Origin of the sequence: Pseudomonas sp. LSJ-87 (genome assembly GCF_032971465.1) — a bacterium.
Classification (GTDB): Bacteria; Pseudomonadota; Gammaproteobacteria; order Pseudomonadales; family Pseudomonadaceae; genus Aquipseudomonas; species Aquipseudomonas putida_Z.
In genome coordinates this window covers 149,562-162,448 of sequence record NZ_JAWJYQ010000004.1, presented here as the reverse complement: position 1 = coordinate 162,448, position 12,887 = coordinate 149,562, and the positions used below count along the sequence as shown (strand labels likewise).

General features: G+C 62.3%; 8 protein-coding genes. All 8 read right to left on the bottom strand.

The annotated features are described in order from the left end of the window. Positions 1-33 precede the first annotated feature (33 nt). Complete coding sequence (gene rffA, locus RYH74_RS05815; RefSeq protein ID WP_015271228.1) at positions 34-1,188, bottom strand: dTDP-4-amino-4,6-dideoxygalactose transaminase; 1,155 nt, start codon at positions 1,186-1,188, stop codon at positions 34-36. A gap of 22 nt (positions 1,189-1,210) precedes the next feature. After that, on the bottom strand, positions 1,211-2,590 hold the full coding sequence (locus RYH74_RS05810) for an NAD(P)/FAD-dependent oxidoreductase (RefSeq protein WP_317409088.1): 1,380 nt from the start codon (positions 2,588-2,590) through the stop codon (positions 1,211-1,213). An 11-nt stretch (positions 2,591-2,601) separates the two neighbouring features. Continuing rightward, entirely contained in the window at positions 2,602-3,369 is a 768-nt protein-coding gene (locus tag RYH74_RS05805; protein WP_003257274.1) for a hypothetical protein, read from the bottom strand. Positions 3,370-3,405: 36 nt separating this feature from the next. Next, on the bottom strand, positions 3,406-4,041 hold the full coding sequence (locus tag RYH74_RS05800) for a class I SAM-dependent methyltransferase (RefSeq protein WP_317409087.1): 636 nt from the start codon (positions 4,039-4,041) through the stop codon (positions 3,406-3,408). Continuing rightward, positions 4,038-4,736, bottom strand: coding sequence for a WbqC family protein (locus tag RYH74_RS05795; RefSeq protein WP_015271231.1), 699 nt, complete (start codon positions 4,734-4,736; stop codon positions 4,038-4,040). The genes RYH74_RS05800 and RYH74_RS05795 overlap by 4 nt, the downstream gene beginning before the upstream one ends. A 109-nt stretch (positions 4,737-4,845) precedes the next feature. Continuing rightward, positions 4,846-7,590, bottom strand: a complete 2,745-nt coding sequence (locus tag RYH74_RS05790; protein WP_317409086.1) for a glycosyltransferase — start codon at positions 7,588-7,590, stop codon at positions 4,846-4,848. A gap of 54 nt (positions 7,591-7,644) precedes the next feature. Next, positions 7,645-11,220 carry a glycosyltransferase gene (locus RYH74_RS05785; RefSeq protein WP_317409085.1) on the bottom strand — a complete coding sequence of 1,192 codons (3,576 nt, stop codon included), beginning with the start codon at positions 11,218-11,220 and terminating at the stop codon, positions 7,645-7,647. A gap of 76 nt (positions 11,221-11,296) precedes the next feature. Further along, a complete protein-coding gene (locus tag RYH74_RS05780; protein ID WP_085589047.1) occupies positions 11,297-12,880 on the bottom strand; it encodes a flagellar hook-associated protein 3 in 1,584 nt (527 codons plus the stop codon). Positions 12,881-12,887 lie beyond the last annotated feature (7 nt).

The following is a 12,887-nucleotide window of genomic DNA, read 5'->3' as shown; positions in this document are numbered from 1 at the left end:
CTCCAGAATCAGGAAAATACAGGCAAGCCGGCCTCAGACAGCGCGAGGCTCGGCAAAGAACTGGGCGATTGCTGCGCACACTCGGGCAACCTGGCGAGCAGTCATGTCCGAGTAAAGTGGCAAGCGCACCAGACGCTGGGCAACATCACAGGTTACCGGCAGCTCTCCGATGCTGCGGGAATACCGCAGTCCGGCAGGTGAATCGTGCAGCGGTACGTAGTGGAACACTGCATGGATATCCCTTTCACGCAAGAACTGGATCAGCTCGCTGCGTTCCTGGTTGTTGCGCATCAACAGGTAGAAAATGTGCGCATTGGCTGGCCGCCCCCCTGGCGTACGGGGAAGCTGGAAAAAGCCATCGGCTTCCAGCGCCTGCAACTGATTGTAATAAGCCTCGTACAAACCACGCCGATGAGAGTTGATGCTTTCGCCCTGCTCCAGCTGTGCATAGAGGAAGGCGGCCGTCAATTCGCTGGGAAGGAACGAAGAGCCGACATCGACCCAGGTATATTTGCTGACTTCACCCCGGGCGAACGCCTTGCGGTTGGTCCCCTTCTGCCAGATGATTTCTGCACGCTCGATCAGTTTCGGGTCGTTGATCAGCAACGCCCCTCCCTCACCACTGATGACGTTCTTGGTTTCATGGAAACTCAGGCAACCGAGGTGCCCGATGGTACCAAGTGCACGGGTCTTTTCCCTGGCGAGAATCGCCTGAGCAGCGTCTTCGATAAGCATCAGGCCATGGTTGTTGCAGATACGCAGCAGCGCGTCCATGTCACAAGGCTGCCCTGCATAATGCACCGCCACGATCGCCTTGGTTTTCTCGGTGATCGCGGCTTCGACCAGACGCTCGTCAAGGTTGAGGCTGTCCGGGCGTATGTCCACGAATACCGGAACCGCACCGCGCAGCACGAAAGCATTGGCGGTAGATACGAACGTGAACGACGGCATGATGACCTCATCCCCCGGCCCGACATCGGCCAGGATCGCCGCCATCTCCAGCGCCGCGGTACAGGAATGGGTCAGCAGCGCCTTGGGGCATCCCAGGTTGTCTTCCAGCCATTGCTGACACGATTGAGTGAACTGTCCGTCGCCAGCGATGCCGCCGTTCATCACTGCCTGGGCGATATAGAACAATTCCTTGCCAACGACGAAAGGCTTGTTGAAAGGTATGACCTGTTTGCTCACGTTCGTATTCTCCAGCACGTGGTCAGGTGAAATCGCTCAGCGGCAGGTAGCCGCCAATGAGCGCATCGAGAAACTCGACCTGTATTGCCTTCTCAAGGCCGTTACGGGCAAAGAAATCCCTCGCGCGCTGGTAGTAGTGGCCCTCGAGCGCCTGGTCGGCATCGGTATGCCCCGCGTCATAGCCATGCTGGGAAAGCGCCGAACATTTGACTGCCGCGTATTTGCGGCAGCACGCTTCGACTGAATCATCAAGCATTGCGCGCCGATGTGGCCGGGTGTATTCGAAGTACGCACGCGCCTGGGGCGAGAGCTGCACCCCCAGCAACAGCGCCGCCAGGTTGTCAGCCAGCCAAGGCGCAAAGTGATAGCCATCCCGCCGCGTACCGGTCGCAATGAATGTGTTGTCATTGAGCTGGCCGATTACCGGATAGCCATCCAGGCTCACCGGTCGATAGCCGAAGTTGTATCGCACGAAGCCGCTGGCACGGTGCATCTGGTTGACCTGATTGATCGCACCATTTATCAGGGCCGCCACGGACTCGGCACGTGGGACCTGTTCATCGGCAGTGGTGATTAGGTTTGTCGCCCCTACCACGAACAGATCGTCCTGATAGGGCGCATGGTAGATACCACAGGCGCCGCCACGATTTGGCGTGCGAAGCACGTAACGACCCTGGATCCCCGGGTTCTTCAGAACAACAGTAGCGCCGACGCCGTTGATGACCCGAATGCAGTCGTCTTCGGCCCACAGCCGGGTCGCCTTGCTGCCATTGGCGAGGACCACACGCTCCGCAGCCAGCACCCGACCATCGGCCAGGCGAGCCCCGCAGGTTCGGCCACCGATCTTGTCGAGAGACTCCACCACACCCTCGACAAAGCGTACACCGCGCCTTGCCAGCGTCTGTTGCAGGGCCTGGATGACACCATCTGGGTTGACCACGCCTTCGCGGGGCAGGAAGAGGGCATTGCGACTGCGATAGGCCGAAGCTGGTGAATAGGCCGGTTCCAGGGTCGGCTCGATCCGCTCATACGGCTCGGCAAACTCTTCGAGATAATCGGCGATGGCGTCGAACGCCTGGTCCTCGAACCTGTTGGAGGCATTGTTGTTGACCAGCACGGTACCCAAACGGTAATGCTCGGCGGGTATCTCGAACTCTTCGACAAACGCCCCCCACAACCGCGCGGAAGCCTGGCTCAACTCGAACTTGAGGCGGTCTCGCGGTTTGTCCAACGCACCCGGCTCCAGCTCCGCAAACGAGTTGAGCATGGCTGCAGCAGCCATCGAGGCGCTGTAGGGCCGCGACATCGGGCCTACCACTGTAATGCGCTCGGCGGGTACCGAACGGGAAAGGCCGGCGGCGATCGCCAGGCCAACCATGCCGTTACCAATGATCAGGAACATGGCATGCCCTCTTACAGCACTTTGACGATGCACAGGGACGGGTAGGTCTGTGAGCGCTTGATCTCGTGACGAACCTTGCCCAGCACTTCAGCTACGTAGGCGTAACCCTCGCCTGGTAGGAAATCACGCTGCAACTGGAAGAACACCAGCTGCGAACCCGGCACACAGCGCGGCAGGATCTGTTCCAAGGCAAACCGGGTCGGCCCTTCCAGGTTCATGTCGAAAAAGGCCAACGCCACCAGCAGATTGCGATTCTCCTCGATGAAACGTGGCAAGGTATCCTTGATATCGCCCTCCACCACCTGATGGCCGCTGGAAACCTGTGGCAAGGCATTGATGCTCTCGTGCAATGCCAGCAGATGGCGCAGGTAATCGGCATAACCGCTGCCGGTATCGTAGCAACCGTCCTGGAAATTTTCGTTGGTCACTTTGCTGTCGCTGGCGTGCGATTTGTAGCCAGCGAAGGTATCGAATGCCGCAATGCGTCGCTGTTTGTTGAACGGCTCGAAAATGGCCCTCAGATTCTCGCAGAGCACGGCGTTCTGGCCGCGCCAGGTGCCGAAGTCGAGCACCGAGCCGGGCAGCGAGACGATCTCGCGGTACAGGTCGGAAATCGCCAGCATCCGCGCAAGGGAGGCCGAGCGGATGAACAAGCCGAGGTTGCGCTCCTTTTCGGCGTCATCGAGCGGTGCATTGGCAAAGGACTGCCAGAGTCGTTCCCGCGCCTCTAGCTGACTGTCGCTGGACTGGGTAACGGAAGTAGAGCCTTTCTTGAGCATGGATATCTCCAGGAAACAGGGAAGTCGAATGGCAGGTCACGGGGCCTTGCGCACGAGGAGGGTGAATTCGTACAAGCCATAGTCGTGCAAGAGTGCCACCTGCCTGGAGTAGGTTCTTTTGCACAGATCAAAGTAGAAGCACGGGTCACCGTAATACAGGTAGTCGCGCATGAATGGCGCGTCGGAGTAGCTGGTAAGGCAGTTGAAGGCAAAGCCTTTGGTCGAGCACGCATCCATGGTGCGAAGCACCTCGGCAATATATTCTTCCCAGACTTCCCGTGGCGTCTGCTGGGACACGTTGAAAATGCCGCTGGCTACCGCGTAATCGGCCGTCCGGGTGGGCCGGTCGGCGACCTCGAAACAGGTGAACTGGTCCTCACCATGCGTGGCGCGGGCCGACGCAATCATTTCGGGTGACAGGTCATAGCCGTGATAGTCCACTACGCCGCCGCGTTCGCGCAGCCAGTCGAGCAATGCCCCATAACCACAACCCACGTCGACCAGGCTGAAACCCCGCTGCCATTCTTCCTGCGACACCAGTTTGAGCAGCTGTTCGAAGCGCAGATGCTGGGAAGCAGTACCGTTCCAGTCAACCCCTTCCGGAGTGGCGCCATGCTCGCGAATACGCGAGGAATAGTACTGTTCCACTTCTCGCAAAATGGTCGTGCTCATGGTCGCCGCTCCAGGAAGGCAGGCGCGTCGGCGCCGGTGTTGAACAGCAGGTCGATGACACTCAGCGCGTGCTGAAATTCGCCGTACAGTTGCGGGTATTCGAGATAGCCGTCATAACTCATGTACGAAAGGCCAAGCCCGGCAGTAGCGAACGCGGCCTCGTCCAGGTAACAGCTGGCTGCCGGTCCCGACAGGTAATGCGTACCACCTACTGCTTGGCATAACTGGATCAGACGCTCATTCTTGCCGGTTGCATGGCCCAGGTTTTCGGAACGATAAAGCGGCGTTCGTATACCCAGCAGGGGGCACAGGCCGGCGATGAACAGGTGATTGATACGCGAAAGATGAGTGAGCTCGGCGGCCTGCTCAAAGAGCGCCCTGACAGGCCCTTCCATCTGCTGGAAGCACGCCGCGCGACGGTAGCTCATTTCGATGGTCTTCCAGTGGGCAGCCGCCCAGCCAGGCTCACTGATCTCAACTTCGTTGATCAATTGGTCGTAGCGCCCCTTGTTTTTCACCGGGATGCTCAGCCAATGCTCTCCGTGGGCAGTCTTGATCTTGTTGCGGTTGCGCCAGTCGCGGCGCGTGTACTGGACATCATCGAAGAGGATGAACGCATCGACGCTGCCGATGAGGTCGAAATACCCTTTCCAGGGAATGTAGTTGGACTGCAGCACAGCCACTTTCTTTTGCATTCACAACCTCGTCCACACCACGTGAAACCAGGCGCCACGCCTGTCAATTATTTGCCGCCAGGCGCAAAAAAGCCGGGCTCCTGCCCGGCTTTTGCAATTCCCGCGCCAGCTACTTGAACGGGGTCAACCAGCCCGCCTCGGCACCAGCCCACCGGCCATCGACTGCCACTTCACGGGTAAACGCGCTCGGCCACTTCGCCAGCAACCCCTGTACCGCCTCGGGGGCTGGAGAAACTGCACCATCAATCATCAGTTGCGCTTGTGGAGTCCATACCACCAGGCTGCCAGCAGCGGTGGCGGCAAGGCAAAGGTCGACATCGGCCGCCATTCCGCCTTGCAACCCGTCGCAGTGCTCGAACACGCCGGTACGTACCATCAAGCAATCCCCCGACACAGCTGGGCAACCGCGCACAACGCAAGACCAGTGATCCTGGCTAACGTGCTCCCCGGGCAGGCCGGTCCAGGGCGCATGCAACCGCGGCCCTGCAAGCAAATCGTAACCGGCATGCGCGAGACTGCCATCGGCGCCAACCAGGCGCGCGCCGACCACCCCAACCTCCGGCCGTTGTGCCTGGTTGAGCATCGCCTCGATCCAGGCCGGGGAGATCACCTGGCAACGTTCGCTCAGCAACACCAGGTATTCACCGCGCGCATGTCGTGCAGCCTGATTGAACAGGTTCTCTCCCACCTCGGTCACGATCAGACGCAGACGGCCGGCGAACGATCGAAGCGCGTCGGACAGCAGGCCATGTTGATCCTGGGTACAGGCCAGCACGATCTCGTAGCGAGGGTAGCGAGTACGCTGGAACAGACTGCTCAGGCTGCGCTCAAGCGCAGACCGGTCGCCCTCATGAACCATCAGGATGCTGACCAGCGGCGTCGAGTTGTGCCGGAAATCGATGGTCAACCCGGCAGCACCCTGATCGCTGACCTGCCCCCGATAGCCCAGTCGCTTCAGGTGGCGGTCGAGAATGTCCAGCGCTTCGGAACGCATCGGCTCCGGCGCCTGTCCTCCGATCACCAGATACTCATCCATGTGCGCCATGCCGCCGACCCCGCGCTCTTCCACAAGACGCAGCAACAGATCGTATTCGAGCGCGTGGCCAAAACGGCTATCGAAGCCACCCAGGTCAAGCACAGCCTGGCGGCGAAGCAACCAGTGACGCGACATCAGGGCCGGCTGGCTACGCAACAGGTCGAGATCGCTACCGGGGCGCATGATCCCCAGCAAACGCCCCTCTTCATCGCGTTGTATCTCGTCGGCACAAATGGCATCGCAGGCCGGAGACTCACCCAGCTCCAGCTGCAGACGCAGCAGGCCACCACCGGCAAGGATGTCTCCTGCCTGCAGCAACATCATCCATTCACTCGGCAACTGGCGCAGCGCCTGATTCAGGTGTGAAACCCAGTTACCCGGTTCCACCTGGACAAAATGCAAGGTGTCCCGCGCCGTCGTGATAGCCGGTGGTTTCCCGGCCTTGAGCACTACCAGCTTGAAATTGCGCAGACCGGTAGCCAGCAGGCTGTCGAAGGTCGCCTGCAGGGCAAGGTCATCGTCCTTCAAGTCCGCGACCACGAAACCGATTTGCGGGCCGGGCCGCTTGGCTAGTTGCGCAAGCACGCGTTGACGCACCTCAGACGCTGGCGCTGCATCCGCCAACACCTGCAACAGCCGGCCCGAGCCGGTAGTTGCCAGCCACCCGGGCACATCCTGACCCGGAATGCTGTCGAGGCGCTCAAGCCAGGCACTCAATTCGCGGACTTTTTCTGCGTGCACCTCGACCTCCAGGGTTGCCAGCAGACGCTGGCAGACATCGCGGCTGAACAAGCCCAATGCCAAGGCCTGCCAATAACGCTGCTGCAGGCTCTCTTTGGTGTCGTTGGGGTGCACCTCGAGCAGTTCACGCTGACGCACCCAGGTGCCTTCCAGTGCATGACGATGCTCCCGTCCGGTTGGCCAGCCATGGCAGAGAAATTCAAACTGCGCCAGGCGCTGGAACAGGCCCTTTTGGTAGTAAGGCATTTCCATGTACTGCCGGGGTTCGAACTGGCGGTCCGGGTCGCCGATCACACTGGTCCAGCGCGAGGTGAACAGCAACGTCGGCTCGCCTGCATCGTAGCTGCCACGCACCAAGCGGTTGAGCACGACAAAGCCCGCGTCGCCGGCGCATACACCATGGCGTTCGGCGTCCCACGCGCGCAACAGACGCACAGTCCGCACCAGTTGCTCTTCCCGGGCTGTCAGCGACAAAGTACGCGGCGCCAATTCACAGAGGACGTCGGTCTGGTCGAGCTGGATAATCGCCCCGTCGGCCAGCAACGCCAACGACAGCGCAACCCGCCAACTGGCGAAATCCAGATCCTCCGGCAAGTCGGCCAGCACCGAACGCAGCCTCTCGACCCTCACCACGGAGCGCCAGGCCGGCTGGTTCGCCAACGCATGCGACCGAATGCGCGCCGAGGCCCCCTCCCCCTCCAGCGCCGGAAAAGAGTGGCCCATCTTGTAGTAGGCCACTTGACCATTACCCGGAACGTACCCCAAGGCATAGCCTTGGGCACCGAGCGCCAGCGGATTTGCGCTCAGGCATTCAGCAGCGCTGTCCAGTGCCGGTGCCTGCACGAAGTCAGCATCCAGGGCCATATTGACCAGCGGCGTGGCAACCTGCTGCAGCGCCTGACTCAGGCGTGCGCTGCACAGAGCGCCCGGACTATGGGTCTCAAGGGCCTCCAGAGCCAGGCAGGCAATGCCCGCCTGACGGTAGTAGTGCAACGCTCGCTCACGATGAGCGGCCTGATCATGCCCCAGCAACACCACCGTAACGTCACTGCGCGATCCGCTTGCGATATCGACCATAAAGCACCTTCGAAGGTAGAGTTGGGCGCCCGCTCGCAACGAACGCGAAAAAAATTAAACCGCCAGCCAGGCATTCGCCCATTGCTGCAAATGTTGCGGCATCAATACGTAGTCCCGCAGCACCGCCTCACGCAGGGCATCACCCTGGCGGTAGCTGGCCTGGGGGTCGGCCAGGTGCATGCGGATCGCATCCAGCCATTGTTCCGAGGTGTTGTTGCGCACCCGCGTGCAAGGCAGGTAGCCGTCATAGGCCTTGGTGTCGGTGCAGATCACCGGGAAGCCGCACGCACCATACTCAAGCAGGCGCAAGTTGCTCTTGCAGTCGTTGAACAGGTTCTGTTCGAGCGGTGCCAGTGCCAGGTCAAGGTTGAGGCTGGCCAGCTTCTGCGGGTACGACGCCAAGGGCACGCCTTTGTGGAACTCCTTCACATAAGGCCGCAGGGCATCCGGGCACATACCGAAGAATACCCAGTCGACCTCGTCGGCCAGGGCCTTGATCACGTCCAGCAACAGCTCCAGATCGCCCCGGTGGCTGGTGCCCCCCGCCCAGCCCACGCGCGGCCGCGCGCTAGTCTGGCGCTCGCTGGCCAGCCCGGCCCACAGCGGGGCGGCGAGCATGTTGGGGACTACCCGGATATCGTGGTGCATGCTCGACAGTGCATCGGCCAGCGGCTGGGTCGACACCACCACCCGGTCGCACAAGGCAATACCCTGGGTGACCAGCTCGCGCATGTTGGCCGGTATGTTCCGCGCATGGGCGTTCTTTTCCGGCACCTCGATGATGTAGTCGTCGATCTCGTAGATGCGTCGGGCGTTCGACAGGCGCTTGAAGCGCGTCATTTCATCGATCGAATTGACCGTGTAGCGACACTGCAAGATCATCACGTCGGGCTTCTCGCGCTCGATCTCGATCATCTCCGGGGTACTGTAATCAAGCCGCCCCTGGATCCAGCCAGCGCGCTCCAGCTCGGTGAACGGCTGTGCCACCCGGTAGTGACCGACCGCCGAAGTGTTGATCGGCAACGCCAACACCGACGGCAGCACACGGCTGATGAACGGGTCCCAGCCACGACGCTGTCCGGCATCGAGGTGGAAGCTGGCCATCTTCAGGCTCAAGTTGCGGTTATAGGCAGGGTCGCGGGCAACCTTGGCCAACCAGCGTTCATGGAAGATGTCCTTGTCCAGCACCTTGCGCTGGCTGTCGGTCCGCACGTCGCGGGTCGAAGCGAAGCGAACGAGCACTGCATGGGGCGTCCACACCGCCAGATAGCCCTGTTCGCGGATGCGCAGGCAAAGGTCGGCGTCCTGCAGGCCGCCTTTGAGGCCCTGCACATCGAAACCGCCCAGCGCGGCGAACAGCTCGCGGCGCACCAGCAGGCAGTCCAGGCTCAGCGCGCTCCAGTTCTGCACGGCATTGAGCCGGAGCATGTAGCCGCCGCTGTCAGCCGGCATGCCAACGAACGGGCTGCTGACGCCGCCATGCAGCCCCAGGACCAGCCCGGCGCCAAAGATCTCGCCGCTTTGGGTACATAGCTTGGGCGCCACCACGCCAACCTCCGGGCGCTGGGCCTGGGCCATCAACTGCTCCAGCCAGGACCGGGCGAAGGCGGCGCAGGCGCTGTCGAGCATCAGCAGGTAGTCGCCACGGGCAGCCTCGCTGGCCTGGTTCAACTGCGCCAGCTGGCTGCCGCTGGCCACCTCGATCACCCGCAATTGGTTGCTGCCCAGCCCCCGCATGGCCTGCAGCCATTGACGCAGGTCGGCAGGCGTATCCGGCGAGGCGATCAGCAGCACCTCGAAATGGCCATACCGGGTGTGTTCGAACACGGACTCGACACAACGCATCGCCGCGCTCAGGTCGTCCCCGAGCGTAACCAGGATCGAGACCAGGGCTTGCTCCGGGTGCCGGTACGCCACCTGGCACAACGACATGCCTTCGGCACCGACAACCTCGGCATCGACGCCCAGCCGCTGCAGATGGGCCCGCACCACGCGTGGCGCCTGCTGTGCGCAGCGCGGGTCGTGCAGCCACTGGCCAAAGTCGTGCTGGCAATGCACCAGGAGTTCGTCGATGTGCTCGATGACCTGCAAGCCCTGGTGTTCCGCCAGGCGCCACAGCAGGTCGTGGGGTGCAAGGGTATCGAAGTCCGGGTCGAAGCCGCCGACCTCGCGCAGCGCCGTACAGTTGAATGCCAGTACGCGCCCTACATATGGCAGGCTGCGCATCAGGTCGAGGTTGAAGTCCGGCTTGAAGATGGGTGTTGTCGGGCGCAGCCCGTCATGGCTACCTTCGTCGACATAGATGCAGGCCCGCTCGCGAAGTGCCATGCGCTCGCCCATGATCGCCAGAGCATGGGGCACCAGGCGGTCGCCAGCGCGCAACAGCAGTATCCAGTCGGCATCGTCGGCACGCGCCAGGCGCGCCTGCAGCTGGGCCAGGCCATTACCCTGAACGAGCATGCGTTCAACCGCGACCGGGTGGCCTGCCAATTCCAGCGTCGCCGGTGCCAGCAGCCAGGTGCCGGCTGCCGAACAGGACTGCGCGGCAAGGCTGTCCAGGGTCGCGCGCAGGGCCAGTTCCTCACCCGCCTCGGCCCAGATCACCGGGACGATACGCGGCTGCCGGGGCCACTGTTCGAAGCGCTTGGGCAACGCCTTGAGCTGTGCAGCCGACAGGTCACGGCACTCCAGCCACTGGGCATACACCTCTTCAAACGACAGGCAGTCAGTGCCAACCTGCTGCGCCTGGCGGGCCTGCTGTGCCCCGTACAGGCGGTTGAGTTCGTACTCGTCCCACTGCGCACCCTGCTCGCCCTGGTACCGCTCCAGCGACAAGTAGCGCACCCAGCCACTGGCCGGTGCGGCCTCGCTTGCCCGCGCGGCCAGCATTGCCTTTATCCAGTCGGTCTCGATGGGGAAGGCCAGGGTCATGCCTGCCTGGTGGCTCAGGCGCGCAGGGTGCAGACGCTCCATGCTGAGGAAGCGTGACAGATGCCCCAGGTTGCCTCGGCGCATGAGGCAAATGTACAGCGCCATGTCCAGGCGCGCGGCAAACCCGCTGCCCTCCTGCACCAACGCCGGCAGGAACTCGGCCACCAGGTCACGGCGCATCAGTGCATGGCTGAGGCCGCCGAACAGGTTGGGGGCGTTCGTCTCCAACGCTTCGAGCAAGTCGCTACCCTTGACTACCGCATCCTCCGGGCACATCACCGCATTGAGCATGCGCGGCGGTAGCAAGGCATCGTCGGCCGCGCACAGCATGCGCTGGCAGATGGTCATGCTGACATCGGCATGCTGTTCCATGACCGCGGCCTGCAGGCCGACACATTCGGGGAACAGTCGGTCGTCGTCGCAGAGGAACTTGATCAGCGGCCCTTCAGCATGCTCCAGGCACGCCAGCAGGTTGCGGGCGAACCCAAGGGTCTGCGGATTGCGCACGTAGCGCACCGGCTTGCCGGTCTCGCCCACCACCTCGTCGACGATACGCTGGATCTCCAGGCCCCGGCTGTCATCGCAGACCAGCACCTCCAGCGCCGAGTAATCCTGGTTGAGCGCGCTGAGCAACGTGGCGCGGAAGAACTCGGGGTTGAAGGCTGGGATGGCGATGCTGACGAGGGTCTGTTGATTCACGGCGAAGACCTTGAAGAGGTGGCGTGGCCAGCACCGAATGGGCTGGCACACGCCGGATGACGCGAGAGAGGTGAAATCAGATGTAGTTGACCAACGACAAGCTGGCGACCTTGGCATAGGCCTGCAGCGACGCTTGCAGCATGTTGGTCTGCATCTGCAGGCGCAGCATCACTTCAGCCGGGTCGCTTTCGCGGATCGAGCTCTGGGTCTTGGTGTTCTCGGTGCTCAGCGCCTCGTTGGTTTCGGACTGCACATCCAGCGCCTGGCCACGGCCACCGATCGCACTGACCGACGACGACACCTGGTTGGTGGCGCTGGCGATGTTGCCAACGGCCGAATCCAGCGCGGCGAGGAAGTTCTGCCGGGCCACCGGGTCGTTGTCCACCGGGCTGGTCAGCGCGGTACGCAGCTTGCCGATGGTGTCGAGGATGTTCTGGGTCTGGTGGGTATCGACCTTGACCGCGAACGAGTCCCCGGCATTCGGTGCGCCGGACAGCTCGAAGCTGACCCCGGCCGCGGTAGCGGTGGTGCCGTTCGGCCCGCCCAGCGCACCCGATGCCACCGGGCGGCTGTCAGCAGTGACCGGCGCGGCGTACAGCTCGAAGGTGCTGCTGCCGGTGAACTTGAGCACCGCGCCACCGCCCGGGAAAGCGGCCTTGTAGGCAGCCTGATCGGTGATGGTCGCGCCCGTCACCTGCTCGGAGGAGGTATTGCCAGGGCTGCGGGTGCCGGAAACCTCATCGGCCTTGGAACTCAGGCTGAACGTATGCCCTGCGATAGCGGCATCTTCATTACCCTTGTCGCCGTCCTTGAAGGTGATGTCCAGGCGCAGATCGACACCGCGGAAGCTGATGCTGGTGTTGTCGCCATTGGGGTCGAACTTGCCGCCCTGGCTGGCCTCGAGCGTGACGTCATTGCCGTCGACGTCGGTGATCTTGTATTCGGTGCTGCTGAGGAATTCGATGCTGTACGGCTCGCCACTGCGGAAGCGATCGTTGTACAGGCTGTTGCCGGAGACCTGGCCGTTGGACAGGCTGACGCGGCCATCGTCGGTGGCCGGCGCGGTCAGGCTGGTCTGGCTACGGCTGGTGTTGAGCGCCTGCTCGAAGGCGTCGTAGCCGGTTTCATTGGCCGCCAGGCTGAGCATGTCACCCACCTGCAGGTTGAGCTTGCCCTGGTCGCCCTGGTAGCTGTAGGTGCCATCGGCATTGCGCGCGTAAGGCGGGGTATCGCCCTTGGAGCCGGAGAAGATGTACTTGCCGTTCTCGTCCTTGCTGTTCATCAACGAGAACAGCTGGTCTTCCAGCGACGCCAGTTCATCGGCGTTGGCCTTGCGGTCGGCATCGGTGAACGTACCGTTGCCAGAGCTCACCGCCAGCTCGTTGACCCGCTGCAGGATGGTGCCGATGGAGTTCAGGGTGCTTTCGGCAGTGCCCAGGGCGTTACGTACGTTGACGATGTTGCCGCTGTACTGCTTCAGCATGTTCTGCTGCTGCTCCAGTTGCAGCAGACGCGCCGCCCCCACCGGGTCATCCTTGGCCGAACGCACGCGAATGCCATCGCTTGCCTCCTGCTGGCTCTTCACCGTCTTGGCGAAGTTGCTCTGGTAGTTGGCCTGGTTGGTGTTGTAGAACTGCGAAGTAGAGATGCGTACGCTCACGATCTAC